Raw genomic sequence first — 24222 nt, forward strand, 5'->3', positions numbered from 1 at the left:
CCCTCGATCCCGGCCGTCCCTCTCAGAGACCGGCCAGTGCCAGCGGTTGCGGGCCGGCGGATTCAGTCGCCGCGGCTTGCGCGGCCGGATCGGCAATGGTGATGGAGGTCGACGTCATGGTTTCGTCGATGCCGGCGCCGTCCTTGTCGGTGCCGTAGATTTCCTTGACGGCGGCGGCCGTCAGATCGGCCGGCTTGCCGTCGAAGACGACGCGGCCGGCTGCCATGCCGACGATTCGTTCGCAATAGTTGCGGGCCGTATCCAGCGTGTGCAGGTTAGTGATGACGGTGATGCCTTCGCGCTCGTTGATATCGCGCAGCGCATCCATGACGATCTTGGCGTTCAGCGGGTCGAGGGAGGCGATCGGCTCATCGGCCAGCATCATCTTCGGCTGCTGCATCAGCGCGCGGCAGATGGCGACGCGTTGCTGCTGGCCGCCGGAAAGCGTGCCGGCCATCTGCAGCGCCGTCTGCTCGATGCCGAGGCGTTCCAGCGCGGCGATGGCCTCGATGCGCTCCTCGCGGGTGAAGACGGAAAGAAGGCTCAGCACGGTAGAGCGCTGGTTCAGGCGGCCGAGCATGACGTTGGTGAGCACGTCGAGGCGCGGAACCAGGTTGAACTGCTGGAAGATCATGGCGCAATCGCGTTGCCAGCTGCGCAGCGCGCGGCCGGTCAGCTTGGAGACTTCGACGCCGGAGAAATGGATGGAGCCGGAGCTCGGGTCGGCCAGGCGGTTGATCATGCGCAGCAGCGTGGATTTGCCCGCGCCGGAACGGCCGATGACACCGACCATCTGTCCCTGCGGTATGTCCAAAGTCACGGAATCGACAGCGAGCTTGTTGCCAAACCGGCGCGAGACATTCCTGAGTTCGAACATAGTGTTTCCCTTTCGCGGCTGCCTGGCTGCAAAATTTTAGCGGTACCGAATGCTAAGAATGGGCGCGTGCCCCTGTCTCGAAAGGAGTTTCGAGGGGGCTGGCGCCGACCACAAGGCAACCGATTAGTCCCGCTTCATGAAGCTCCAATGTCAGTTTTATGTAACTGCTGTTACAATTCCCGGCGATTCTGCAAGATTAGCCGGCTGAGAGCTTTCCCTTAAGTTTAGCCGTCAAACATGCCTGTCGGCAGGCCGTCCATGCTGAAGGCATTCTTCTCACGCCGGTATTCCTCAATGCCGTCGGGACCCTTGGCTCTGGCCCATTGATCAAGGCTCGACCTTTCGCCTTCATGGGTAAAGAGCGGCACGCCGAAACCGCAGGAAGTTTGTACGAGATCGATGTCCAGTCGCACGATCTGCCGCGCGCCCAACGGCTCTTCGTCGGCATAGTGATCATGCAGCAATTCCCGGTATTCGGCGGAGGGGCGATGGATGATCCGCCCGCGGCCGTAGAGGCGCAGGATCATCGGCGGTCCCTCGACGGCGCAGAACATGATGGTCAGCCGGCCGTCCGCCTTCATATGGGCCGAGGTCTCGTTGCCGCTGCCGGTGCGGTCGAGATAGATGGCGATGTTCGGGGAGATGATGCGCAGGCACAGCGTTTCGCGCGGCGAAACGTTGACACGGGAATCCGATGTTGCGGATGCCGTGAAGAAGATGTGCTGCCGCGCGATGAAATCGCGCAGCCGGTCGTCGATGCTGGAAAACTGCTTCGCCATGAAAACTCCTCTCGATCCCCAACTACAGGGATCGTCTGAAAGCTGGATCGCCCGTCAGTGCCTTGCAAGCGCGATTTGGATGGCCGGGTTTGGATGAAAACCGTTCTCAAGCGGCGTGGCGATCCAGAAAATCCTCCGCCGAGAGGGCGCGGAAATCCGCAAGCGCGGTGCGCAGGCGGTCGTGATCCCAATCCCACCAGGCAAGCTTGTCCATGCGCGCGCCGACCTCGGGCGTGAAACGCTCGCGGATCAGCTTGGCGGGCACGCCGCCGACGATCGCGTAGGGAGCGACATCCTTGGAGACGACCGCGCCCGCGCCGATGACGGCGCCATTGCCGACCTTGACGCCCGGCAGGATGGTGGCGCCGTGGCCGATCCAGACGTCATGGCCGATGACGACGCGATGGTCGCGCCGCCAGGTAAAGAAATCGCTCTCCATATCGGCATCCGGCCAATAGTCGGCGGCGCGATAGGTAAAGTGATGCAGCGTGGCGCGCCATGTCGGATGATTGGTGGCGTTGATGCGCACGGCGGCGGCAATGTTGACGAACTTGCCGATGGTCGCACACCAGACCGCGCCATCCTGCATGATGTAGGAATAATCGCCGATCTCGACCTCGTCGATGCGGCAGCGGTCGGAGACCTCGGTGTAACGGCCGAGCGCCGAATTGTTGACGCTCGCGGACGGGCTGATGTAGGGCGTCTCGCCCAATTTTCGGCTCATGCGGCGGCCTTCCGCGGCGAGAATTGCGAGACATCGAGAATGCGGCTGCCGACAGCCTCGCGCACCTCTTCGTCGTGGAAGATGCCGAGAAGGGCGACGCCCCCCTGCTTCTTCCGTTCGATCATCTCGACGACGACGGCCCGGTTGCGGGCATCGAGCGAGGCCGTGGGCTCATCGAGCAGCAGGATGCCGTGGTCGGTGATGAAGCCGCGCGCAATGTTGACGCGTTGCTGCTCGCCACCGGAGAAGGTGGCGGGCGGCAATTGCCAGAGCTCTTCTGGCAGGTTCAGCTGTGCCAGCAGTTCGGCCGCCCTGTCGCGGGCATCGCTCACCGATACGCCGCGCGCCAGCAGCGGTTCGGCGACGACATCGATGGCGGCGACGCGCGGCACGGTGCGCAGGAACTGGCTGACATAGCCCATCGTATGGCGACGGACGTCGAGCACGGTGCGCGGGTCGGCCGTGGCGAGATCGACGATCCTGCCCTTGTGCGTCACGAGGATCTGGCCGCTGTCGACGGCATAGTTGCCGTAGATCATCTTCAGGAGCGAGCTCTTGCCGATGCCGGACGGGCCGCCGAGCACGACGCATTCGCCCGAGGCGACGGAAAAGGAGACATCGGCGACGACGGGCAGGCGAAGGCCATCGCGCAGATGCATGGTGAAGCTTTTGAAGACTTCGGAAACGACGAGTGGGGTTGCCATGTTTCTTCCTCAGACCTGCAGGATCGAAGAGACCAGCAGTTGCGTATAGGGTTCGCGGGGGTCGTCGAGCACGCGGTCGGTGAGACCGTGTTCGATCACCTGTCCGTCCTTCATCACCATCATGCGATGCGACAGAAGCCGGGCGACGGCAAGGTCGTGCGTCACGATGATCGCCGACAGGCCGAGATCGTTGACGAGGCCGCGCACGAGATCGAGCAGGCGCGCCTGCACCGAAACGTCGAGGCCGCCGGTCGGCTCGTCCATGAAGACGAGGCGCGGGCCGGTCACCAGATTGCGAGCGATCTGCAGACGCTGGCGCATGCCGCCGGAAAAGGCGCGGGGCTGGTCGTCGATGCGGTCGGCGTCGATTTCGACCCGCCCCAGCCAGTCGATGGCCGTGTTGCGGATGTTGCCGTAGTGGCGGTTGCCGATGGCCATCAGCCGCTCGCCGACATTGGCGCCGGCCGAAACCGTCATGCGAAGGCCGTCGGCCGGGTTCTGATGCACGAAGCCCCAGTCGGTACGCATCAGGAAGCGGCGCTCGGCCTCGTTCATGCGGAAGAGATCGCGATAGGTCTCGTCGCGCATGTGATATTCGACGCTGCCTGTGGTCGGCAGCAGTCGCGTCGATATGCAGTTGAGCAGCGTCGTCTTGCCGGAGCCGGATTCACCGACGATGGCGAGAACTTCGCCGGGCCAGAGTTCGAAGGACACGTCGCGGCAGCCGATGCGGCTGCCGTAGAACTTCGAGATGTCCTTGACTTTCAGAAGGGGTGTGTCGGTCATTCGGCGGCCTCCTTGCTACCAGGCAGTCCATCGGCTGCAAGCCCATTTGGAGCCAGCCCATTTGACGCCAGCATGGTGCCGGCATGGCCGTGGGCGCGACGGTCCTCGCAGAAATCGGTATCGGAGCAGACGAACATGCGGCCGCCCTTGTCGTCGAGGATCACCTCGTCGAGATAGACCTGCTCGGCGCCGCAGAGCGCGCAGGGCTTGTCGAAGCGCTGTACCTCGAACGGATGGTCTTCGAAATCGAGGCTGACGACTTCGGTGTATGGCGGCACGGCATAGATGCGCTTTTCACGGCCGGCGCCGAAAAGCTGCAGCGCATCCGAAAGATGCATTTTCGGGTTGTCGAACTTCGGCGTCGGCGACGGGTCCATCACATAGCGGCCGGCAACCTTGACCGGATAGGCATAGGTGGTGGCGATGCGGCCGTTGCGGGCGATATCCTCGTAGAGCTTCACATGCATGAGGCCGTATTCCTCGAGCGCATGCATCTTGCGCGTCTCGGTCTCGCGCGGCTCCAGATAGCGCAATGGCTCGGGGATCGGCACCTGATAGACCAGCACCTGGTTGGGGCCGAGCTTGGCTTCCGGGATGCGGTGGCGCGTCTGGATGATCGTCGCCTCGTCGGTGCGGGTGGTCACGGCGACATTGGCGACCTTCTGGAAGAAGGCGCGGATGGAGACGGCGTTGGTCGTATCGTCAGCACCCTGGTCGATGACCTTCAGCACGTCTTCCGGACCGATGATGGCGGCCGTCAGCTGCACGCCGCCGGTGCCCCAGCCGTAAGGCATCGGCATTTCGCGGGAGGCGAAGGGCACCTGATAGCCGGGAATGGCGATCGCCTTCAGGATGGCGCGGCGGATCATCCGCTTGGTCTGTTCGTCGAGGTAGGCGAAGTTGTAGGTGGCGAGTTCGGTCATTCGGCTGCCTCCGTCATGGGGTCCATGCCGCTATCGCGGGCGACTTCGAATTCGCGGCGCATGCGCCGCACCAGGTCGAGTTCGGCCTGGAAGTCGACATAGTGCGGCAGCTTCAGATGTTCGACGAAGCCGGTCGCCTGCACGTTGTCGGAGTGCGAAATGACGAATTCCTCGTCCTGCGCCGGCGCGGTGATGTCTTCACCGAGCTCTTCGGCGCGCAGCGCGCGGTCGACCAACGACATCGCCATGGCCTTGCGTTCGCTCTGGCCGAAGACGAGACCGTAGCCGCGGGTGAACTGCGGCGGCACCTTGGCTGAACCCTTGAACTGGTTGACCATCTGGCACTCGGTCACCTGGATGCGTCCGAGCGAGACCGCAAAGCCGAGTTCCGGCACCTCGAATTCCACTTCCACTTCGCCGATGCGGATTTCGCCGGTGAAGGGATGGGTGCGGCCGTAGCCACGCTGCGTCGAATAGCCGAGCGCCAGCAGGAAGCCTTCGTCGCCGCGGGCGAGCGCCTGCAGGCGAAGATCGCGGGTCATCGGGAACTCTAGCGGTTCGCGCGTCAGATCGCCGATTTCATGATCGACTGGCATGATGCCGTCGCCTTCGATCAACCCTTCCTGGTCGAGAATTTCGGAAACGCGGATGACGCGGGCTTCTTCCGCCGGCCGCTGCATCGGCTCGTCCACCGGCTCATCGGTCAGAAGACTCGGATCGAGCAGGCGGTGCGTATAGTCGAAGGTCGGGCCGAGAAGCTGGCCGCCGGGCAGGTCCTTGTAGGTCGCGGAGATGCGGCGTTCGATCTTCATGACGGCGGTGTCGAGCGGCTGGGAATAGCCGAAGCGCGGCAGCGTCGTGCGATAGGCTCTGAGCAGGAAGATCGCCTCGATCATATCGCCGCGCGCCTGGCGGACGGCAAGCGCTGCCAGCGTGCGGTCAAAAAGCGAGGCTTCGGCCATGACACGATCGACGGCAAGCGCGAGCTGCGCGACGATCTGGTCGATACCGACAGCCGGCAGCGAGCGGTCGCCGCGGCGACGGTCGGCCAGAAGGCGGTGAGCATTGGCGATGGCGGCTTCGCCGCCCTTTACGGCAACATACATATGTCACATCTCCGTCGCGGTGATCTTGGTGGTGCGCGGCAGGCAGAGGAATTGCCGGCCCGCCGTCAGAACGAGATCGACGCCGCGCGGGAAAAGCGCGCGATTGTCGTTCCAGATGCGCAGCAGCGCATCCGGCAGTCCGATCGGGGCGATCATGGTCACATCCTTGATGCCCGGGCCGGAAAGCGCCAGGTCCTTGCCGCCTTCCAGGTTTTCGATCTCCAGCACGATCGTCGTCGAACGATCCGGATATTCCTGGGTTCCGATGCCGAACTGGCTGAAGGAGGAAAGCGCCATGCCGGCTTCGACGAAGGCGAAATGCGCCTCCAGCCTTTCCGAGATGACGGGCGCGCCCGTGTGGAAGGCCAGCCATTCCGGCAGGCTCGATCTTGCAAGGCTGGTGGAAAGCCAGACCGGCGTGTCATGGTCGCAAAGCGTGAGACCAATCGCACCGGCGGCGATACCGAGCGGTGCAGGCGGTGCGATGTCGGCCGTGACGGTCTGCAGGGTGCCTGGACGCGCCATGGCGTCCATCGTCATCTTGAAGACGCTCTGTGCGTCGAAGACCGGGTCGCTGAAGCCGCCGGTCAGGGCCTCGTTGCCGAAGGTTGGGGTGCTGAAAAGGCTCATCAATCTTCTCCGCGAACCATGGTGAAGAAATCGACGCGGGTCGCGGCCGTCTCTTCGGCGCGCTTGCGGTCATATTCGGCGATGCGCTCGGCGACTGGCTGCAGGATTGCCTTCTCGACGAAGTCCCTCGTGGCCGATTGCTGCCACAGGGCGTCGAAGACGGCCGAAAGCCTGGCTTTTTCCCGATCGGTACCGAGGGCATGCGAATGACCGATGGCGCCGGATGCCAGCCGGACAGTGGCGCGCGTCACCGTGACTTCGCCGAGGTTGAAGGGGGAACCGCCGCCGCCGATGCGGCCGCGCACCATGACAAGCCCCGTCTCAGGTCCGCGCACCGGCTGTGCCGCCGGCTTGCTCGGCAATGCTTCCCAGGCTGCCTCTAGCTCGTCGCGCTCTGCCTGCGCCAGAAGATCGGCGACGCGCTTGCGTTCCCGACGCTCCTGGGCGGCCGCTTCCTGCCTTTGTGCTGAATTCATCGCGCCTTCCTTCAAATGTCTATTGATATAGACAACCATACAAGATAGTCTTATATCTATTAGCGAGTCGTGACAAGCGTGTGACAGGGCAAGTGGGCGAGATGGCGGGGCAGAAGATACAGAGGCAGACGGGCGTGGCGCTCTGGCGGCAGATCGCCGACCGGATTCGCGTCTCCATCAATCACGGGGATTTCGACGAGACGGGCATGGTGCCGCCGGAAACGGCGCTGGCGCTGCAGTTCGGCGTCAACCGGCACACCATCCGAAGCGCGCTTGCGGCACTGGCGCAGGAAGGCATCGTCAGGGCCGTGCAGGGACGCGGCACGCTGATCGAGCGCAAGGAACGCCTGAGCTTCCCCATCTCGAAGCGGACGCGGTTCTCGCAAGGGATCGGCGATCAGGTGCGCGAGACCCGCAGCGTCCTGCTTGCCACGGGCGAAGAGGCGGCGAGCACGGAATTGGCTCGGCAGCTCAAGATCAAAACCGGCGCTCCCCTCGTGCGGCTGGAGACGCTCGGTCAGGCGGATCATCGCCCGGTATCGCGCGCCACCAGCTGGTTTCCGGCCGATCGCTTCGGTGACATCGCCGAGATCTATCGGACCACCGGATCGATCACGAAGGCGTTTCGGGAGCTTGGCGTTCCGGATTATGTGCGCGTCATCACCGAAATCACCGCGACGCATGCCGACGAGAGCGATCTCGCCGATCTGCAATTATCTCCAGGCGCCATTGTCCTGATTACGCAGGCGCTGAACACCGATCTCGACAATGTGCCGGTGCAATATTCGATTTCCCGCTTCGCCGCCGACAGGGTACGTTTTACGATCGAGAATTGACGCCGAGCTAGGAAATCGGCTGAAAATCGTTCGGCGGCCATTGCTGTGCTGCATGAAGAATACGGATTATGCGCACCATCTCGTCTGTGAGGTCGTAAACCAGCAGATAGTTTCTATGTACGACGAGTTCTCGTGTCCCGGATATGCGGCCGGGTCGGCCCGCCATTGGATGGGCAAGGAGCTGTTTCGACCGTTTGGCGAAGAGCTCGTCCAGAGCGATTGCCGCGGAGGCGTTCTCCGCCTCGATATAGGTATAGATGGCGCGTCGGTCAGCCCTTGCCTCGGGAGTCCAAGCAAGTTTCACGAAGAGTGCCCGCTGAGTTTGCGGCGTGTTTCCTCTCGCAAGGCTGCAAATTCAGCGTCTACGTCGTCGTCAGGAATGAGGTTGCCAGCATTGGCGGAAATTAGACCGGCCTGAACCTGCTGGCGAAACCAGGCGTCATATTCGGCCGCATTCTGCTGCTGTTTCACATAATCGCGCATAAAAGCCCGGAGCAACTGCGCGCCGGTTTGATCGTGCGCTTTCGCAGCTTCGCTGAAGGCCGCCTTCAGGTCTTCTTCAACCCGGAAAGTAAATGTCGCGTCTGTCATGTTCAGCCTATGTGTTACGTGCGAACTACAATGTAACACATCTCGGTCAGCTTTCTACCCTCATGCGACTGTCGAGGAGGAAAGACGCACCATCGTCGCATCTCAACCTCACAAGATTCGAGAGCTCTCCGTAGAAGAGGTCGTCCCCTCTCCCCGTTTACGGGGAGAGGGCTAGGGTGAGGGGCTATTCCGGGGATAGCTAGTCTGATGCGCTCAATGTGCGCCGGACATGTCGCCGAGGACTTCCTTCGAGGCGACGGTGGAATCGGCCTTGAGCTTGTAGACCATGGGCACGCCGGTCGCGAGGTTCAGCGCTAGGATCTGCTCCTTGTTCAGCCGGTCGAGAACCATGACGAGCGAGCGCAGCGAATTGCCGTGGGCGGCCACCAGCACGTTCTGGCCGGCAAGCACGCGTGGCAGGATTTCCGTCAGGTAATAGGGCCAGACGCGGGCGCCGGTGTCGCGCAGGCTCTCGCCGCCGGGCGGCGGAACATCGTAGGAGCGGCGCCAGACGTGAACCTGCTCTTCGCCCCACTTGGCGCGGGCGTCATCCTTGTTGAGGCCGGAGAGATCACCGTAATCGCGCTCGTTCAGCGCCTGGTCTTTGATGGTTTCGAGGCCCTGCTGGCTGATTTCATCGAGGATGATGTCAAGCGTGTGCTGGGCGCGCGTCAGCACCGAGGTGAAGGCGACGTCGTACTTGATGCCGTAGCCGGCCAGTGCCTTGCCGCCCGTTTTGGCTTCTTCGATGCCGAGCGCGGTCAGATCGGGATCCTTCCAGCCGGTAAAGAGATTCTTCAAATTCCAGTCGCTCTGCCCGTGGCGAACGAGAACGAGAGTGCCGCTCATAAAATTTCTCCTTGCTAGAGCAATTCCAGGAAAGGTGCGTAGCGGTTTTCCGTCCGGAATTGCGAGACAATAAAAGGCTGGAGCGGTTCAGCGGTTCCGTGCCGAACCGCTCCAGGATTGGATCAACGTGTGGAAAGCCCGAGGACATCGAGCATGGAATAGAAGCCGGGTTTCTTGTCGCGCGCCCAGAGTGCTGCCTGCAGCGCGCCCCGCGCGAAGAGAGAGCGGTCGCCGGCATTGTGCGACAGCGTCAGCCGTTCGCTCTCGCTGGCGAAGATCACTGAGTGATCGCCGACCACGCCGCCGCCGCGCAGCGTCGCAAAGCCGATCGTACCGGCGGGACGCGCACCCGTATGACCGTCGCGCACGTGCACCGAATTGTCGTTGAGATCGACACCGCGGCCTTTCGCGGCTGCCTTGCCGAGCAGCAGCGCCGTGCCCGAGGGCGCATCGACCTTGTGGCGATGATGCATCTCCAGCACTTCGATATCCCAATCGTTCGAGGGGAGTGCGCGCGCCGCCTGCTCGACAAGCACGCTCAGGAGATTGATGCCGAGGCCCATATTGCCCGATTTGACGATGCGGGCATGGCGTGCAGCCGCCGTGAGCTTCGTTTCGTCCTCGTCCGAACAGCCGGTCGTGCCGATGATATGGACGATGCGCGCCTGCGCGGCAAGGCCGGCAAAAGTGACGCTGGTTGCCGGCGTCGTGAAATCGATGACGCCCTCGGCATGGAGGAAAGCGGCAAGCGGATCGTCCGTCACGGAAACGCCGATCGGCCCCAGCCCGGCGATCTCGCCGGCGTCCTTGCCGATGAAGGGGGAGCCGGGACGGGCGACAGCTGCATGCAGGGCTACACCGTCGGTCGCGTGGATGAGGCGGATGAGAGCCTGTCCCATGCGGCCCGCCGCGCCAACCACCACCAGCTTCATCGCATCGTCGCTCATGTCGTCTCTATCGTCTATTTGCGGGAGTTGCTTGATATGGCCGGTAGCTGCAGGTTGTTGAGCCGAGCGTAGAGGCCATTGTCGGCCGTCGCAAGCGTCTCGTGGTTGCCTTCCTCGACAACCCGGCCGTTCTGCATGACGACGATCTTCTCGGCGCGGACAACCGTCGACAGGCGGTGCGCGATAACGACGACGGTGCGGCCGCTCATCGCCTCTTCCAGCGCCTTCTGCACGGCCGCCTCGGATTCCGTGTCGAGCGCCGAGGTCGCCTCGTCCAGAAGCAGGATCGGCGCGTTGCGCACAAGGGCGCGCGCGATCGACAGGCGCTGCCGCTGGCCGCCGGAAAGCGTCACGCCGTTTTCGCCGACAGGCGTATCGTAGCCCATCGGCTGCGCCTCGATGAAATCATGCGCATAGGCGAGGCGAGCCGCCTCCTTGATCTCGGCATCGGTCGCTTCCGGGCGCCCGTAGCGGATATTGTCGCGGATCGTGCCTTCGAAGAGATAGGGCTGCTGCGAAACATAGGCGAGCTGCTCTCGCAACGATTGTTTCGTCACATGCGCGATATCCTGCCCATCGATGAAGATGCTGCCGGCTTTCGGATCGTAGAAGCGTGGAATGAGATTGATGACGGTGGACTTGCCGGCGCCGGAAGGGCCGACCAGCGCCGTCGTCTGCCCGCCCTCGGCGGTGAAATTGACACCGGACAGGACGGCTTCGTCGCCATAGGCGAAATGAACGTCTTTGAATTCGATGCGGGCGTCGGTTACGACCAATGGCTTGGCATCGGGCAGATCGCGCTGGCGCGGTTCCATGTCGAGCAGTTCGTAGATCATCCGCGCATTGACGACCGCGCGTTCCAGCTGCACCTGCAGCTTGGCAAGGCGCCGCGCCGGATCGTAGGCGAGCAGCAGCGATACGATGAAAGAGAAAACGGCGCCCGGCGGTACGTTTTGGTAGATCGAACGATAGGCTGCATAAGCAAATACACCGGCAACGGCAAAGCCGGCGACGGTTTCGATCAACGGACCGTTACGCTCGGAAATACGGGCGATGCGGTTTTGCCGATTTTCCGCCGCCGTAATCAGCTTGTCGACCTTGCGCTCGAGCTCGCGTTCCATCGTGAAAGCTTTGACGATGGAAACCCCTTGAATCGTCTCCTGCATCGCGCCGAGGACGCGGCTGTTGAGGATGACCGCCTCGCGCGTGACGGCGCGCAGGCGCCTGGAAATGTGGCGCAAGGCAAGAAATACAGGTGGCGCAATGACGAAGAATATCAGGCTCAGCATCGGATCTTGATAGACCATATTGCCGAGTAGAAAGACGAATGACAAAAAGTCTCGCGCCGTAGATGTGATGACAAGGTTCATCACATCGCGGATACCGGAAACGTTCTGGCTTACCCGCGCGGCAACCTGGGCCGAACGGGCTTCGCTGAAGAAGCCCACCGACAGCGTCATCAGATGCGCATAGAGGCGCCTTTGATAGCGGGCAATGATGTCATTGCCGATCTTGGACAGAATGACCGATTGAAAATAACCCGCAAAACCACGTGCGATAAAAGCTGCGAGGATCGCGAGGCAAATTAGCCACATGACTTCGGCGCGGCGCTCGTAGAAAGCTCCGTTGACGATCGGCCTCATGACCGCGGCCATAGTCACCGTGGACGCCGCGACGACAACGAGGCAAAATATCGCGACCGAATAGCCCCAGATGTGATCGCGGCCGTTCTCAGCGACAATGCGCTTCAGCATCCCGGTGATGGCTTCGCTGTCGACGCTTTTGCTTTTCGGGTCAGGCAATTTCAATAATCGGCTTCCTGTCTTGAACCAAGCGAGCCGCATATGGCACGTGCTTCCGCGGCTCTATTAAAGAGTTAGCACGGCTTTGGCTAGACACGGCTTGCCGCGCTGGTTAAGGCCGATCACGGAGCCGAACCCATTATAGAGGAAGGCGGCCCCTTCAAAAAGGCATGGCGCGCCGGATGTTTTGGCGGGCCATCGGCTGTTTGGCAAGCGGTTAACCTCGCCAGCGACGGCCCTCTGTGGCAAGGCCGAAGCTCGTCGGCTTGCGGGCATAGGTCGCAAGGCCGGAAAGCGCCGCCAGCGGATTGATGACCACATGGGTCGGGATCGTCCTCATCATTTCCGTGTGCGGCGCCTTGTCCTCGAAGGCGGCGCGGAATTCCGGCCTCTGAAGCGCCGGCAGGATCTTCTGCGGGATGCCGCCGGAAAGATAGACGCCGCCGCGCGCCATGAAGATCATGGCGATATCGCCGGCGACGCGGCCAAGATAGGTGACGAACAGCGTCAGCGTCTCATCGGCCTGTGCATTGGTGCCGGCAAGCGCGTGGTCGGTGATATCAGCCGGTTCCTTCAGGCTCGGCTCGACGCCGTCAGCCGCGCAGATGGCATGATAAAGGTTCTGCAGGCCGCGGCCGCAGATCACCTGCTCGGCCGAGATTCGGCCTTCGATGGGTTCCAGATGCGGCCAGATCTGCAGGTCGCGTTCCGTGCGCGGCCCGAGATCGATATGGCCGCCTTCGCCCGGCACGGGCACCCATTGATGCTGGGTATGAACCAGGCCGCCAACGCCAAGCCCCGTGCCCGGCCCGAGTACGGCGCGCGAGGCGGTCATGTTGCCAGAGGCTTCGCCGATTGTCTGGCGATGTTCGTCGGAAATCTCGGCAATCGCCAGGGCCTGCGCCTCGAAGTCGTTGATGACGAGTACGTCCTCGATGCCGAGATTGGCGATCATCGTCTTCGGACGGATTACCCAGTCGCAGTTGGTCAGCGGAATTTCATCGCCCTGAACAGGCCCGGCCATGGCAAGGATCGCGGCGCGGGGGCGTATCTTGGTCTTCTCGAGAATCTGCTTGATCGCATCGTCGATCGTCTCGAAATTCGCCGTCTGGACGACCGGAAAATGCTCCTGTTCGGAGCCCGCATCGGCAAGGATCGAGAAACGCGCATTGGTTCCGCCGATATCGCCGATCAGGATTGGGAAAGGCAGGGGGGCATCGCTGTGATTGAGCTCGGGCATGGCCAGGTCCGTGGTCTGCCGCCGGCAAGGCGGATTAATGGTTCAGTGTTTTGATCAGCCGCTCGGCGGTGGATTCGTTGAGCGCCATCGGAATGTCGTAGAGAACGGCAAGCCGCGTCAATGCCTTCACGTCGACGTCGTGCGGCAATGGGGTGAGGGGATCGATGAAGAAGACGAGCATGTCGATCTCGCCGGTGGCGATGAGCGCGCCGATCTGCTGGTCGCCGCCGAGCGGCCCGCTTTTCAGGCGGGTGACCTTGAGGTCGGGGCAGGCATCAAGCACGCGACCGCCCGTCGTGCCGGTCGCAACGATCTTCCAATCGGCAAGGGTTGCCTGGTAGCGCCGCGCGAACTCCGCCATCGCATCCTTTTTCTGATCATGCGCGATCAGTGCGATGCATTTGCTGCCGGCCATGAATCTTGCTCCGCCCGTATTTTCAATCGATTTATCCGCCTTCTATACCAAGGAGGCCCTTTTTAAAAGACTACACCGGCAAGGAGGTTTCCGGCCTCATTGCTGCGGGATTTGGCCGGGCGGCATGTCGCCGGAGACAGATCCGGAGGCAGGCCCAGAGACAGGCAATGCGTCCGTTTCCGCTGCTGCATCGGCAGCTTTGGCGCCAAAGGTGGCGGCGCGAGCCGACGCGACCGATGGTGCCGCCACTATCGCCTGGCAGGCCTTGGGCAGATCGGAAACCATGACCTCGCGCGGCTTGACCGGAGGTTTCGTGCTTGGCTTTGGTTTTGCCCAGGGCTCGGGACCGAACCACCAGGCGAGCGGCTTGTCGCAGCCGTCGCCGGCGGCAACCGGCGCCTGCGGCGTGCAGCCGACGGAGCCGGCCGGGCAGCGGATGCGGATGTGGAAATGCGAGTCGTGCCCATATTCCGGCCGCAGCTTGCCGAGATTGGTGCGGTCACCCGTCCAGGTCTCGCACATCTTCCTCTTGATCGCCGGGTTGACGAAGATGCGCTCGACTTCGGGATAGCTCGCCGCCCGCATGAGCAGGCGGGCATGCGCCGGCGTCCATACCTTGTCGTTGATCGTCAGGAACTTGTCCTTGGCGAGCATGGTGGTGAAGGGCAGGGCTTCGCGCTCGTCGGCCGTCATCTTGCGCCGTGGCATCGGCGTCAGCCAAACGTCGGCATCGAGGCCGATCTGATGCGAGGCATGGCCGTTGAACATCGGGCCGCCGCGCGGCTGCGAGATGTCGCCGACGAGCAGACCCGGCCAGCCGTCATTCTTGGCCGCATCGCGCGACAGGCGCTCCAAGAGGTCGATCATCTCGGGCCGACCCCAGCGACGATTGCGCGACAGGCGCATGGTCTGCCAGGTCGGGCCGTCGGCGGGCAGCGCAACCGCGCCGCTAAGGCAACCCTTGGCATAGAAACCGATCGATTGCGGCGCCCCCTGCGTCGGCAGCGTCACGGCTCCGAAGACCGCCTTGGCGCTGCCGGGCGAGGGTGTTGCCTGCTGCGCCAGCGCATCGCCGGCGATAAGACCCATTCCAATCATGGTCGCGAGAGAGAATGTGCCGATTGTTCGAAGGGAGCGAGCCAGAGGTGAAGTCATGCATATCCTTGAAAGGCGGTCGGCGTGATCCGAAGTGATTTGGGCCGAAGTGATTTGCGGCGAGATTATCCTGAAAAAGGATGGAAGTTAATCCGCGGCAATCGCTAGAGTATCTCCGCTTTTCTTCGAATCGCGAAAACACTCTATCGTCTTGTTTTTACGCATTCCGGACAGAAAACCGCTGCGCACTTTTCCTGGAAATGCTCCAGTGGCCGACAAGCGACCACCTTCTCATGACCCTGCCGTCGCTTCGGACCGATCAGTTCTCCAGGATCTCCGCCGTCTTGCGAATGCGCGACAGCCGGGGCAGCACTCTCGTGCAGGCGAAATCCTGCATCTCCTGCGAAAGGGTCGTCACCGCATCTTCGGCGACGATCACGGCATAATTTGCCGCATAGCCGTCTCGCACGGTTGCTTCCACGCCGAAATTGGTGGCGACGCCCGTCAGGATCAGCGTCCTGATGCCACGGCGGCGAAGCTGCAGATCGAGTTCAGTGCCGTAGAAGGCGCTCCACTGGCGCTTGACGATGGCGACATCAGGCGTCAGCGCCGCCATCTCTGGGGGAGCTTCGAGCGCGGCCGGCGGCAAACCTCCTGGGGGAAGCGCGAAGGTTTCGTCAGTCGGCTGATTGACAGCGTCGGCATAGTCCGAGGAAAATCCGACCGTTACGAAAACGGTCGTCCCGCCATCGGCCTTCAGCTTGTTTGCGATGGCGACCGTATTGGCGACGATCTGCTCGGCAGGGTAGGGCGCGAGCGGCCGGCTGAGAACGAGACCTTGCAGGTCGATGGAAACGAGAGCGGTGGTTTTGGGATCGTAAAGTGACATCTGGGGCTCCGAGATAAACATGAGGGTATCCTCACAATGGAAAATATGAGGGCAACCTCACAAAAATCAAGTGAAGAATTGAAGACGCGCACGCCGAAGCGGCAGCGCGGCCATGAGCGCGTCGTCATTCTGCTGGACGCGGCGGCAAAGGTCATTGCGCGCAAGGGCTATGACGCGGCAACGATGACGGAGATTGCCGCCGAGGCGAATTCTTCCATCGGCTCGTTGTATCAGTTCTTTCCAACCAAGCCGCTGCTTGCCGAGGCGCTGCATATCGAACGCCTGGAGCGATTGAAGACCAGGCTTCGGGAAGTGGCGGAAAGCAGCGCCGGCCTTTCGGCAGCCGATTGCGGCGAGGCGATCTTCGATGCGCTCGGTGTCTTCATGGAGAAGTATCCAGAACTTTCGGTGCTTGCCGGCCGCCGCGATATTCCCAAGGAGCGCAAGGCACGTTCGCGCCTCGAGTTGAAGGAACTGATCGCGGGTGTCCTGCGGCAGGCCAAGCCGTCGATATCGGACGATGTTGCGCTGATGTCGGGCATCGTTCTCGAACTGCTGCGCATCGCCGTCGTCGTCGCCAACGAGCCGGAAGCTGGGGAGGATCGGCGCGTCGTCGGCGAATTGCGCCTGATGCTGCGCCGGCGCCTTGAAGAAGCCGCCTCCAAAACCTGATTTCGCCAATGGTCGATCGGTTGCGTGGCGAAGAGATGAGCAATTGCGTCCTGCTTTTTGCCCTCATTTGCCTTATGCTGATTCTCGGAAAAGCATCAGGAGATCATGAATGGCATCGACACGATTGAAAGCAGGCTTGGTAGTTTCTCTTATTTGCCTGCTGGCATTGCCCGTGTCCTCGAAAGCCGAAGAGCCGCAATTCCGCATCGGCACCGCCATTCTCGGTGACCTCAAATACCAGCCAGGCTTCAAACACTTCGATTATGTCAATCCGGATGCGCCGAAGGGCGGCGAGGTGAAGCTGTCGAGCAGTGGTACCTTCGATACCCTCAATCCGGTGCTGTCGAAGGGCAATGTCGCCGAAGGGATAGGGCTGGTCTACGATACGCTGTTGAAGAAAGCCGATGACGAGGCCAATTCTTCCTATGGCCTGCTTGCCGAAGGTGTTTCTTATCCCGACGACGTTTCAAGCGCCACCTTCCGGCTGCGCGCCGAGGCGAAGTGGGCCGATGGCACGCCGGTAACGCCCGAGGACGTCATCTTCGGCTTCGAGAAGTTCAAAGAACTCAATCCCTTGGGGGCAAGCTACTACGCGCATGTCGTGAGCGCCGAAAAGACCGGCGAGCGCGATGTCACCTTCCATTTCGATGAAAAGGACAACCGCGAGCTGCCCTCGATCCTGGGCCAGCTTACCATCCTGCCGAAACATTGGTGGGAGGCAACGGGTCCCGACGGCAAGCCGCGCGATATCTCCCGCACCACGCTCGAGCCGATCATGGGGTCCGGCCCCTACAAGATCGCTTCCCTGCAGCCCGGCTCTTCGATCCGCTACGAACTGCGTGACGACTACTGGGGCAAGAACCTGCCGGTCAATGTCGGCGAGAATAATTTCGGCGTGATGAATTATATCTATTTTGCCGACTACGACGTCGCCTTCGAGGCGTTTCGCAGCGGCACCATCGATTACTGGCAGGACAATTCGACAAGCCATTGGGTGACCGGCTATGATTTTCCAGCCGCCAAGGACGGCCGCGTCAAGCGCGAGGAGTTGCCCAACACGCTGCGCTCGGTCGGCATCATGCAGGCGCTCGTTCCCAATATGCGGCGTGATCGGTTCAAGGACGAGCGCGTCCGCGAGGCGCTGAACTACGCCTATGATTTCGAGGAACTGAACCGGACCCTTTCCTTCGGGAAGTTGACGCGCGTCGACAGCTTCTTTTTCGGCACGAAATTCGCCTCCTCGGGCCTGCCGCAAGCGGAGGAACTCAACGTTCTGAACGGCATCAAGGACAAGGTGCCCGCCGAGGTCTTCACGGCGCCCTATGCCAATCCCGTCGGCGGCGATCCGCAGAAGGCGCGCGACAATTTTCGCAAGGCGCTCGCCTTGTTCAAGGAGGCGGGCTGGGTCCTCAAGGGCAACAAGATGGTGAACGCGCAGACCGGACAGCCGTTCTCGCTGGAACTCCTGCTGAACAATCCATCGCTGGAAAGGTCGGTGCTGCCCTATATTCAGAACCTGAAGCGCATCGGCATCGATGCCAGCGTCAGGACGGTCGACCCCTCGCAATATATCAACCGCATCCGCAGCTTCGATTATGACATGATCTGGGTCGTGTGGGCGCAGACGTTGAACCCCGGCAATGAGCAGCTCGATTTCTGGGGCTCGACTTCCGTCGGCCGTCAGGGATCCCGGAACTATGCCGGCATAGCCGATCCCGGCATCGACGCGCTCATCCAGAAGGTGATCTTCGCGAAGGACGTGCCGGAAAAGGAAGCGACGGTCAAAGCGCTCGACCGCGTGCTGCTCGCCCATCACTATGTTCTGCCGACCTTCTATGGAACGACGACCAGGATAGCCTATTGGGACAAGTTCGAGCATCTGGCGGAACTGCCCTATTACTCCATCGGCTTCCCCGAAGTCTGGTGGTCGAAAAGCGCCGGAAAATGAGCCTCTCTTGCAATAAGGGGTTCGCTGGCTCCAAATGCTCGGGCTGATTCGGATAGTTTCAAGCTGAAATGACTGCGCCGGTTCGTATCCGGCGGAAGGGAATGTGATTTGATCGATAGATGGGTTGAGGCGAGGCGGAATATACCCCTCTTCGAGGGAGCGGCCGGCTGATGGGCGCCTATATCCTGAGACGCCTCCTGCTGATGATCCCGACCATCGTCGGCATCATGGCCATTTCCTTCACCATCGTGCAGTTTGCGCCGGGCGGCCCGGTCGAGCAGGTCATTGCGCAGCTGACGGGTCAGGGCGACAATGCCAACGGCCGCTTGTCCGGCGGCACCGACATGTCGTCGCAGCCGACTTTCGACGACAGCAGCTCGAAATATCGCGGCGCGCAGGGGCTTGATCCGGAACTGATCGCCAAGCTCGACAAACAGTTCGGCTTCGACAAGCCGCCGCTCGAGCGCTTCGGCCAGATGATGTGGAATTATATCCGCTTCGACTTCGGCGAGAGCTTCTTCCGCAACACCACGGTCATCGATCTTATCGGCCAGAAGCTGCCGGTGTCGATCTCGCTCGGCATCTGGATCCTGATCTTCTCCTATGCCATTTCCATCCCGCTCGGCATCCGCAAGGCGGTGCAGGACGGATCGACCTTCGATGTCTGGACGTCGGGCATTATCATCATCGGCTATGCCGTCCCGAGCTTCCTGTTCGGCATCATGCTGATCGTGCTGTTCGCCGGCGGCTCCTTCTTCGATTGGTTCCCGCTGCGCGGTCTCGTCTCGGATAATTTCGCCGACCTCAGCTGGTGGCGGAAGATCCTCGATTATCTCTGGCATCTGGTGCTGCCGCTGATTTCGCTGTCGCTGGCCGCCTTCGCCACCACGACGCTGCTCACCAAAAATTCCTTCATCGAAGAGATCAAGAAGCAATATGTCGTTACCGCTCGCGCCAAGGGGCTTTCCGAACGGCGCGTGCTCTATGGCCATGTCTTCCGCAACGCCATGTTGATCGTCATCGCCGGCTTTCCCGGCGCCTTCATCTCCGCCTTCTTCACCGGCTCGCTGCTGATCGAGAACATCTTCTCTCTCGATGGCTTGGGGCGCTTGAGCTATCTCTCCGTCGTCCAGCGCGATTATCCGGTGGTGTTTGCGACACTTTTCATCTTCTCGCTGCTCGGCCTCTTCGTCAGCCTCGTTTCCGACCTGATCTACACCTGGATCGATCCGCGCATCGATTTTGAGCGGAGGGAGGTATGATGGACGCCGCCAGCCATCCGGCATCTCCCGTAGTGGTGAAGCCGCCGCGCAAGGGCCTGTTCTCGCCGACCAATCTGCGCCGCTGGGAGAATTTCAAGGCAAATCGCCGCGGCTACTGGTCGCTCTGGATCTTCCTCGTTCTGTTCGTCCTCAGCCTTGGTGCCGAGTTCATCGTCAACGATCGGCCGATCCTCGTCTCCTATAAGGGCGAGATCCTGACGCCGATCTTCGTCGATTACCCGGAAGAGAAATTCGGTGGCTTCCTGGCGCAGACGGATTATCGCGCCCAGGACATTCAGGACGAGATCAATGCCAATGGCTGGATGATCTGGCCGCCGATCCACTATTCCTACCAGACCGCCAATTCCAACCTTCCCAAGGGACTGTCGGCGCCGACGCCGCCTTTCTGGGCGGTGAGCAAGGAACAGCGCTGCTCGGGCTATGCGCAAGGCGTTGCCGATCCGAACTGCAACTGGAGCAATTTCAACTGGCTCGGCACCGATGACCAGGCGCGTGACGTGCTCTCCCGCCTGATATACGGCTTCCGTATCTCGGTGCTGTTCGGCCTCGCGCTCACCATCTGCTCTGCCGTCGTCGGCGTCTGCGCCGGTGCGATACAGGGCTATTTCGGCGGATGGACCGATCTTTTGATGCAGCGTTTCATCGAGATCTGGTCGTCCATGCCGGTGCTCTATATCCTGCTGATCATCGCATCCGTCCTGCCGCCCGGCTTCTTCATTCTGCTCGGCATATTGCTCTTGTTTTCCTGGGTGGGGCTCGTCGGCGTCGTGCGCGCCGAATTCCTGCGGGCGCGCAATTTCGAATATGTCCGCGCCGCCCGCGCGCTCGGCGTCAACAACCGCACCATCATGTATCGCCACCTGCTGCCGAACGCGATGGTCGCGACGCTGACCTTCGTCCCCTTCATCCTGTCAGGCTCGATCTCCACGCTGACCTCGCTGGACTTCTTAGGGTTTGGCATGCCGCCAGGCTCGCCGTCGCTGGGCGAGATGATCGCCCAGGGCAAATCCAACCTGCAGGCTCCCTGGCTGGGGCTCTCGGCCTTCTTCACCATGTCGATCATGCTGTCGCTGCTGATTTTCATCGGCGAGGCCGTGCGCGATGCCTTCGATCCGAGGAAGACGTTCCGATGAGGAATGCTCGCAATTGGTCAGCGCACAAGGTAAACTGCGGTTGGCGACGACAGGCAACGGATGGATGCGATGAATAAGGTGGTATTGGAACATTATCCGGCGTCAAGGTTGCCGGACGATATTCGCGGCGATCTTCCCAAGGAGGCACTCGTGCGCGTTGTGGTAGAGGCGGAAGAGAAGGCCACCACCGACAGCCTTTCGCCATTTGCTTCGCTATCTCCGAAAAGTGCACTCTCCGCGAATCTCAAGGCTCTCTTGCGAGATCGCAAGGCGCACCCCGACAGATACGCCGGAAATGCCACGACTGAAGAGATTGTTGCCCGTATTCGCGAACTGCGCGATGAATGGGATGATAGATGACCGCACCACGGGGCATCTATTGGGACACGAATGTCGTTGTCGCGCTGATGGAGCAAAGCGGCATCGTTCACGATCTTCTCTGGGCTATTTTAGAAGTGATCGAGAAGAAACCCGTCTACGTCTCCACCAGTGCGCTGACTTTTGCCGAATTGAAGGTCAAGCCGCTGCAGCAGCGGAATTTCGAGCTTTTGCGAGCCTATGAAGAATGGTCGTCGTCGCGCTCATGGCTGGACATCTGGTCGATCACGCCGCCGATCCTTGATGGTGCGGCCTTGTTGCGGGCAACGCGTGCCGGCTTGAAATTGCCGGATGCGATCCACCTCGCCACCGCGCTTCATAGCCGTTGCACTCACTTCCTGACTGCGGACAAGGGGATCAGCGATATCACAGATCTTGTTCATCCCGTCTCGGGGCCTTTGGATATCACTCGCCTGACAATCCTCCGCCCCGATGAGCCCACTCTGGCATCCCTCCTGAAAAGCTTGGCCGAATGACCGAACCGCTACTCTCCGTCCGCAATCTGTCCGTCGCCTTTCACCAGGGCGGGCAGACATCGACCGCGGTCGATGGCGTTTCCTTCGATATCGCCAAGGGTGAAGTCTTGGCGCTGGTCGGCGAATCCGGCTCCGGCAAGTCGGTCTCGGCCAATTCGATTCTGAAGCTGCTGCCTTATCCAACCGCGAGCCACCCTTCCGGCGAAATCCTGTTCAAGGGCAAGGACCTGCTGAAGTCATCGGACAACGAGCTGCGTGGCGTGCGTGGCAACGACATCACGATGATCTTCCAGGAGCCGATGACCTCGCTCAATCCGCTCCACTCGATCGAAAAGCAGATCAGCGAGATTCTAGCTTTACATCAGGGCATGACCGGCGAGGCTGCCCGCAACCGAACGCTGGAACTCCTGAACCAGGTCGGCATCCGCGAACCGGAGAAGCGCCTCAAGGCCTATCCGCATGAACTATCAGGCGGCCAGCGCCAGCGCGTGATGATCGCCATGGCGCTTGCCAACCGTCCCGAACTGCTGATCGCCGACGAGCCGACGACGGCGCTCGATGTCACCGTGCAGGCGCAGATCCTCGAGCTGCTGCGCGATCTCAAGGGCACGCACGGCATGTCGATGCTGTTCATCACCCATGACCTTGGCATCGTCCGCAAGTTCGCCGACCGTGTTTGCGTGATGACCAAGGGCCACATCGTCGAAACCGGCACGGTGGAAGACGTCTTCACCAATCCGCGGCATGATTATACCCGCCATCTGCTGGCCGCCGAGCCGCGCGGCGAGCCGCCGGTAAGCGACGCCGGCAAGCCTGTCGTCATGGAAGGCAGCGATATCCGCGTCTGGTTCCCGATCAAGGCCGGCTTCATGCGCAAGGTCGTCGATCATGTGAAGGCGGTAGACGGTATCGATCTGAAGCTCAGGGCCGGCCAGACGCTCGGCGTCGTCGGCGAATCCGGCTCGGGCAAGACAACGCTCGGTCTCGCGCTCGCCAGGCTCATCTCCTCTCGCGGCCGGATCGCCTTTGTCGGCAAGGATATAGCCGGCTATTCGTTCCGCGAGATGCGGCCGCTCCGCAACCAGTTGCAGGTGGTCTTCCAGGACCCTTACGGCTCGCTGAGCCCGAGAATGTCGGTCGGCGAGATCATCGCTGAAGGGCTCAAGGTGCATGAGCGGTCGCTTTCGGCAGACGAGCGCGACAAGCGCGTCTGCTGGGCGCTGGAGGAAGTGGGCCTCGATCCGTCCACTCGCTGGCGTTTCCCGCATGAATTCTCCGGCGGCCAGCGCCAGCGCGTCGCCATCGCCCGCGCCATGGTGCTGAAGCCGCGTTTCGTCATGCTGGACGAGCCGACCTCGGCGCTCGACATGAGCGTACAGGCACAGGTTGTGGATTTGCTGCGCGACCTGCAGAAGAAGCACGATCTTGCCTACCTTTTCATCAGCCACGACCTGAAGGTGGTGAAGGCACTCGCCAACGAGCTGATCGTCATGCGCTTCGGCAAGGTCGTCGAGCAGGGCGCCTCCGCCGATATTTTCCGGGCGCCGAAAGAGGATTATACCAAGGCGCTTCTCGCCGCCGCATTCAACATCGAGGCGGTGCCGACCGCCGCCATCCAGCAATAAAGGCCACCGCCATGCCGGCCAAAAGCCCCGTTCTTGTCGACCTCAAATTCGATCCGGCGACCGTCGCCAGGTCGCTCGAGGCGGCCTTTGCCGATCGCGGCAGCATCAATCTCGCCGATCCTGCCAACAAGGGCGCGGATCTCTCCGGTGTCGATTATGCGCTTGTGTGGAAACCGGATGCCGATCTTTTTGAGCGTGCGCGCAATCTCAAGGTCATCTTCTCGGGCGGCGCTGGCGTGGATTCGATGATGTCGATTGCCGACCTGCCCGATATTCCGATCGTCCGCTTCGTCGATCGCAGCCTGACGGTGCGCATGAGCGAATGGGTGGTCATGCAGTGCCTGATGCATCTGCGCGACGTGCAAGGGCATTTCAGGAATCAGCGTCAACACGTCTGGGCACCGCAGAATGGCCCGGAAGCCGCCGACGTCACCGTCGGCGTCATGGGCCTCGGCGTTCTCGGCTGCGATGCCGCCGCCAAGCTGAAGGTGATGGGCTTCAACGTCATCGGCTGGTCGCGCGGCAAGAAAGAGATTGACGGCATGGAAACGTTCGACGCCAGCGGGCTGGATGCGTTTCTGGCACGCACCGATATTCTGGTCGGCCTGCTGCCGCTGACGCCGGAAACGACCGGGATTTACAATGCTTCGCTTTTCTCCAGGCTGCACCGCAACGGTCCGCTTGGCAAGCCGGTCCTCATCAATGCCGGCCGTGGCAAGAGCCAGGTGCAGGCCGATATCGCCTCGGCTGTTCGCACCGGCATTCTCGGCGGCGCCTCGCTCGATGTCTTCGCCGTCGAACCGCTCTCGGCTGACGATCCGCTCTGGGACCTGGAAAATGTCATCATCACGCCGCATGATTCCGCGGTGTCGGAGGAAAAGGCGCTCATGCGCCATGTCGAGGAGCAGATCGCCCGCTTCGAACGCGGCGAACCACTGCAGCATCTGGTGGATCGCGGCCGGGGTTACTAACTCTGATAGGGCGTGGAGTTAAGATGCTTCGCTTCGATTGCCGGCAGTCGAATGTAGCACATTTGCT

At 61.6% G+C, this 24222-nt stretch carries 27 protein-coding genes; 9 read left to right on the forward strand and 18 right to left on the reverse strand.

Annotated elements, in window-relative coordinates; translation table 11 throughout:
* Nucleotides 1–22: 22 nt before the first annotated feature.
* The 9 genes from phnC to phnG all read right to left on the reverse strand — a co-directional run bounded on the left by phnC (nt 23) and on the right by phnG (nt 7005).
* Entirely contained in the window at nt 23–877 is an 855-nt protein-coding gene (phnC, locus tag CCGE531_RS01290; protein ID WP_120662565.1) for a phosphonate ABC transporter ATP-binding protein, read from the reverse strand.
* Nucleotides 878–1101: 224 nt separating this feature from the next.
* Nucleotides 1102–1656: a pyridoxamine 5'-phosphate oxidase family protein gene (locus CCGE531_RS01295; protein ID WP_120662566.1), complete on the reverse strand. Its 555-nt coding sequence runs from the start codon at nt 1654–1656 to the stop codon at nt 1102–1104.
* A gap of 106 nt (nt 1657–1762) precedes the next feature.
* The gene (locus CCGE531_RS01300) at nt 1763–2380 is read right to left on the reverse strand and encodes a DapH/DapD/GlmU-related protein (RefSeq protein WP_120662567.1); all 618 of its coding nucleotides are present in this window, start codon (nt 2378–2380) and stop codon (nt 1763–1765) included.
* Entirely contained in the window at nt 2377–3084 is a 708-nt protein-coding gene (phnL, locus tag CCGE531_RS01305) for a phosphonate C-P lyase system protein PhnL (protein ID WP_120662568.1), read from the reverse strand. Before phnL ends, CCGE531_RS01300 begins: the two co-directional genes overlap by 4 nt.
* Nucleotides 3085–3093: 9 nt before the next feature.
* Complete coding sequence (phnK, locus tag CCGE531_RS01310; protein ID WP_120662569.1) at nt 3094–3870, reverse strand: phosphonate C-P lyase system protein PhnK; 777 nt, start codon at nt 3868–3870, stop codon at nt 3094–3096.
* Nucleotides 3867–4793 (reverse strand): alpha-D-ribose 1-methylphosphonate 5-phosphate C-P-lyase PhnJ, encoded by a 927-nt coding sequence (locus CCGE531_RS01315; RefSeq protein ID WP_120662570.1) that lies wholly within the window; start codon nt 4791–4793, stop codon nt 3867–3869. Before CCGE531_RS01315 ends, phnK begins: the two co-directional genes overlap by 4 nt.
* Nucleotides 4790–5899 carry a carbon-phosphorus lyase complex subunit PhnI gene (locus CCGE531_RS01320; RefSeq protein WP_120662571.1) on the reverse strand — a complete coding sequence of 370 codons (1110 nt, stop codon included), beginning with the start codon at nt 5897–5899 and terminating at the stop codon, nt 4790–4792. Before CCGE531_RS01320 ends, CCGE531_RS01315 begins: the two co-directional genes overlap by 4 nt.
* Nucleotides 5900–5902: 3 nt before the next feature.
* Complete coding sequence (phnH, locus tag CCGE531_RS01325; protein WP_120662572.1) at nt 5903–6529, reverse strand: phosphonate C-P lyase system protein PhnH; 627 nt, start codon at nt 6527–6529, stop codon at nt 5903–5905.
* The gene (phnG, locus tag CCGE531_RS01330; protein WP_120662573.1) at nt 6529–7005 is read right to left on the reverse strand and encodes a phosphonate C-P lyase system protein PhnG; all 477 of its coding nucleotides are present in this window, start codon (nt 7003–7005) and stop codon (nt 6529–6531) included. The genes phnH and phnG overlap by 1 nt, the downstream gene beginning before the upstream one ends.
* A gap of 101 nt (nt 7006–7106) precedes the next feature.
* Between phnG and phnF the strand changes: the two genes are divergently transcribed.
* Nucleotides 7107–7841 (forward strand): phosphonate metabolism transcriptional regulator PhnF, encoded by a 735-nt coding sequence (phnF, locus tag CCGE531_RS01335; protein ID WP_120662574.1) that lies wholly within the window; start codon nt 7107–7109, stop codon nt 7839–7841.
* A 7-nt stretch (nt 7842–7848) separates the two neighbouring features.
* On the opposite strand, the gene CCGE531_RS01340 is transcribed toward phnF, so the two are convergent.
* From CCGE531_RS01340 to CCGE531_RS01380, 9 genes are all read right to left on the reverse strand, one after another.
* Nucleotides 7849–8145, reverse strand: coding sequence for a type II toxin-antitoxin system RelE/ParE family toxin (locus CCGE531_RS01340; protein WP_120662575.1), 297 nt, complete (start codon nt 8143–8145; stop codon nt 7849–7851).
* On the reverse strand, nt 8142–8432 hold the full coding sequence (locus CCGE531_RS01345) for a hypothetical protein (RefSeq protein WP_120662576.1): 291 nt from the start codon (nt 8430–8432) through the stop codon (nt 8142–8144). The genes CCGE531_RS01340 and CCGE531_RS01345 overlap by 4 nt, the downstream gene beginning before the upstream one ends.
* Nucleotides 8433–8645: 213 nt before the next feature.
* Nucleotides 8646–9281, reverse strand: coding sequence for a 2,3-bisphosphoglycerate-dependent phosphoglycerate mutase (locus tag CCGE531_RS01350; RefSeq protein ID WP_120662577.1), 636 nt, complete (start codon nt 9279–9281; stop codon nt 8646–8648).
* A gap of 122 nt (nt 9282–9403) precedes the next feature.
* Nucleotides 9404–10228: a 4-hydroxy-tetrahydrodipicolinate reductase gene (gene dapB, locus CCGE531_RS01355; protein ID WP_120662578.1), complete on the reverse strand. Its 825-nt coding sequence runs from the start codon at nt 10226–10228 to the stop codon at nt 9404–9406.
* Between the two features lie 14 nt (nt 10229–10242).
* On the reverse strand, nt 10243–12036 hold the full coding sequence (locus CCGE531_RS01360; RefSeq protein WP_120662579.1) for an ABC transporter ATP-binding protein: 1794 nt from the start codon (nt 12034–12036) through the stop codon (nt 10243–10245).
* 211 nt (nt 12037–12247) lie between these two features.
* A complete protein-coding gene (locus CCGE531_RS01365; RefSeq protein ID WP_120662580.1) occupies nt 12248–13270 on the reverse strand; it encodes a glucokinase in 1023 nt (340 codons plus the stop codon).
* A gap of 34 nt (nt 13271–13304) precedes the next feature.
* Nucleotides 13305–13685: a methylglyoxal synthase gene (locus CCGE531_RS01370; RefSeq protein WP_120662581.1), complete on the reverse strand. Its 381-nt coding sequence runs from the start codon at nt 13683–13685 to the stop codon at nt 13305–13307.
* Nucleotides 13686–13781: 96 nt separating this feature from the next.
* The gene (gene mepA / locus CCGE531_RS01375; protein WP_120662582.1) at nt 13782–14840 is read right to left on the reverse strand and encodes a penicillin-insensitive murein endopeptidase; all 1059 of its coding nucleotides are present in this window, start codon (nt 14838–14840) and stop codon (nt 13782–13784) included.
* Nucleotides 14841–15099: 259 nt separating this feature from the next.
* A complete protein-coding gene (locus CCGE531_RS01380) occupies nt 15100–15669 on the reverse strand; it encodes an isochorismatase family protein (protein WP_120666358.1) in 570 nt (189 codons plus the stop codon).
* A gap of 36 nt (nt 15670–15705) precedes the next feature.
* Here CCGE531_RS01380 and CCGE531_RS01385 point away from each other — a divergent pair, with 36 nt between their 5' ends.
* The 8 genes from CCGE531_RS01385 to CCGE531_RS01420 all read left to right on the forward strand — a co-directional run bounded on the left by CCGE531_RS01385 (nt 15706) and on the right by CCGE531_RS01420 (nt 24155).
* On the forward strand, nt 15706–16341 hold the full coding sequence (locus CCGE531_RS01385; RefSeq protein ID WP_120662583.1) for a TetR/AcrR family transcriptional regulator: 636 nt from the start codon (nt 15706–15708) through the stop codon (nt 16339–16341).
* A gap of 109 nt (nt 16342–16450) precedes the next feature.
* Nucleotides 16451–18289: an extracellular solute-binding protein gene (locus CCGE531_RS01390; protein WP_120662584.1), complete on the forward strand. Its 1839-nt coding sequence runs from the start codon at nt 16451–16453 to the stop codon at nt 18287–18289.
* 170 nt (nt 18290–18459) lie between these two features.
* Nucleotides 18460–19551, forward strand: a complete 1092-nt coding sequence (locus CCGE531_RS01395; protein WP_120662585.1) for a microcin C ABC transporter permease YejB — start codon at nt 18460–18462, stop codon at nt 19549–19551.
* The gene (locus tag CCGE531_RS01400) at nt 19551–20705 is read left to right on the forward strand and encodes an ABC transporter permease (RefSeq protein WP_120666360.1); all 1155 of its coding nucleotides are present in this window, start codon (nt 19551–19553) and stop codon (nt 20703–20705) included. The genes CCGE531_RS01395 and CCGE531_RS01400 overlap by 1 nt, the downstream gene beginning before the upstream one ends.
* Nucleotides 20706–20774: 69 nt before the next feature.
* Nucleotides 20775–21065, forward strand: coding sequence for a hypothetical protein (locus CCGE531_RS01405; protein ID WP_120764086.1), 291 nt, complete (start codon nt 20775–20777; stop codon nt 21063–21065).
* Complete coding sequence (locus tag CCGE531_RS01410) at nt 21062–21559, forward strand: PIN domain-containing protein (protein ID WP_120662587.1); 498 nt, start codon at nt 21062–21064, stop codon at nt 21557–21559. Before CCGE531_RS01405 ends, CCGE531_RS01410 begins: the two co-directional genes overlap by 4 nt.
* Complete coding sequence (locus CCGE531_RS01415) at nt 21556–23184, forward strand: ABC transporter ATP-binding protein (RefSeq protein WP_120662588.1); 1629 nt, start codon at nt 21556–21558, stop codon at nt 23182–23184. The genes CCGE531_RS01410 and CCGE531_RS01415 overlap by 4 nt, the downstream gene beginning before the upstream one ends.
* An 11-nt stretch (nt 23185–23195) precedes the next feature.
* Nucleotides 23196–24155: a glyoxylate/hydroxypyruvate reductase A gene (locus CCGE531_RS01420; RefSeq protein WP_120662589.1), complete on the forward strand. Its 960-nt coding sequence runs from the start codon at nt 23196–23198 to the stop codon at nt 24153–24155.
* Nucleotides 24156–24222: the final 67 nt, after the last annotated feature.

This window comes from Rhizobium sp. CCGE531, from assembly GCF_003627795.1.
Lineage (GTDB): Bacteria > Pseudomonadota > Alphaproteobacteria > Rhizobiales > Rhizobiaceae > Rhizobium.

Bases quoted from the DNA above. Each gene is read 5' to 3' on its own strand.
- phnC (WP_120662565.1), bottom strand. From the start codon at position 877: ATGTTCGAACTCAGGAATGTCTCGCGCCGGTTTGGCAACAAGCTCGCT.
- CCGE531_RS01295 (WP_120662566.1), bottom strand. From the start codon at position 1,656: ATGGCGAAGCAGTTTTCCAGCATCGACGACCGGCTGCGCGATTTCATC.
- CCGE531_RS01300 (WP_120662567.1), bottom strand. From the start codon at position 2,380: ATGAGCCGAAAATTGGGCGAGACGCCCTACATCAGCCCGTCCGCGAGC.
- phnL (WP_120662568.1), bottom strand. From the start codon at position 3,084: ATGGCAACCCCACTCGTCGTTTCCGAAGTCTTCAAAAGCTTCACCATG.
- phnK (WP_120662569.1), bottom strand. From the start codon at position 3,870: ATGACCGACACACCCCTTCTGAAAGTCAAGGACATCTCGAAGTTCTAC.
- CCGE531_RS01315 (WP_120662570.1), bottom strand. From the start codon at position 4,793: ATGACCGAACTCGCCACCTACAACTTCGCCTACCTCGACGAACAGACC.
- CCGE531_RS01320 (WP_120662571.1), bottom strand. From the start codon at position 5,899: ATGTATGTTGCCGTAAAGGGCGGCGAAGCCGCCATCGCCAATGCTCAC.
- phnH (WP_120662572.1), bottom strand. From the start codon at position 6,529: ATGAGCCTTTTCAGCACCCCAACCTTCGGCAACGAGGCCCTGACCGGC.
- phnG (WP_120662573.1), bottom strand. From the start codon at position 7,005: ATGAATTCAGCACAAAGGCAGGAAGCGGCCGCCCAGGAGCGTCGGGAA.
- phnF (WP_120662574.1), top strand. From the start codon at position 7,107: ATGGCGGGGCAGAAGATACAGAGGCAGACGGGCGTGGCGCTCTGGCGG.
- CCGE531_RS01345 (WP_120662576.1), bottom strand. From the start codon at position 8,432: ATGACAGACGCGACATTTACTTTCCGGGTTGAAGAAGACCTGAAGGCG.
- CCGE531_RS01350 (WP_120662577.1), bottom strand. From the start codon at position 9,281: ATGAGCGGCACTCTCGTTCTCGTTCGCCACGGGCAGAGCGACTGGAAT.
- dapB (WP_120662578.1), bottom strand. From the start codon at position 10,228: ATGAGCGACGATGCGATGAAGCTGGTGGTGGTTGGCGCGGCGGGCCGC.
- CCGE531_RS01365 (WP_120662580.1), bottom strand. From the start codon at position 13,270: ATGCCCGAGCTCAATCACAGCGATGCCCCCCTGCCTTTCCCAATCCTG.
- CCGE531_RS01370 (WP_120662581.1), bottom strand. From the start codon at position 13,685: ATGGCCGGCAGCAAATGCATCGCACTGATCGCGCATGATCAGAAAAAG.
- mepA (WP_120662582.1), bottom strand. From the start codon at position 14,840: ATGACTTCACCTCTGGCTCGCTCCCTTCGAACAATCGGCACATTCTCT.
- CCGE531_RS01380 (WP_120666358.1), bottom strand. From the start codon at position 15,669: ATGTCACTTTACGATCCCAAAACCACCGCTCTCGTTTCCATCGACCTG.
- CCGE531_RS01385 (WP_120662583.1), top strand. From the start codon at position 15,706: ATGGAAAATATGAGGGCAACCTCACAAAAATCAAGTGAAGAATTGAAG.
- CCGE531_RS01390 (WP_120662584.1), top strand. From the start codon at position 16,451: ATGGCATCGACACGATTGAAAGCAGGCTTGGTAGTTTCTCTTATTTGC.
- CCGE531_RS01395 (WP_120662585.1), top strand. From the start codon at position 18,460: ATGGGCGCCTATATCCTGAGACGCCTCCTGCTGATGATCCCGACCATC.
- CCGE531_RS01400 (WP_120666360.1), top strand. From the start codon at position 19,551: ATGGACGCCGCCAGCCATCCGGCATCTCCCGTAGTGGTGAAGCCGCCG.
- CCGE531_RS01405 (WP_120764086.1), top strand. From the start codon at position 20,775: ATGAATAAGGTGGTATTGGAACATTATCCGGCGTCAAGGTTGCCGGAC.
- CCGE531_RS01410 (WP_120662587.1), top strand. From the start codon at position 21,062: ATGACCGCACCACGGGGCATCTATTGGGACACGAATGTCGTTGTCGCG.
- CCGE531_RS01415 (WP_120662588.1), top strand. From the start codon at position 21,556: ATGACCGAACCGCTACTCTCCGTCCGCAATCTGTCCGTCGCCTTTCAC.
- CCGE531_RS01420 (WP_120662589.1), top strand. From the start codon at position 23,196: ATGCCGGCCAAAAGCCCCGTTCTTGTCGACCTCAAATTCGATCCGGCG.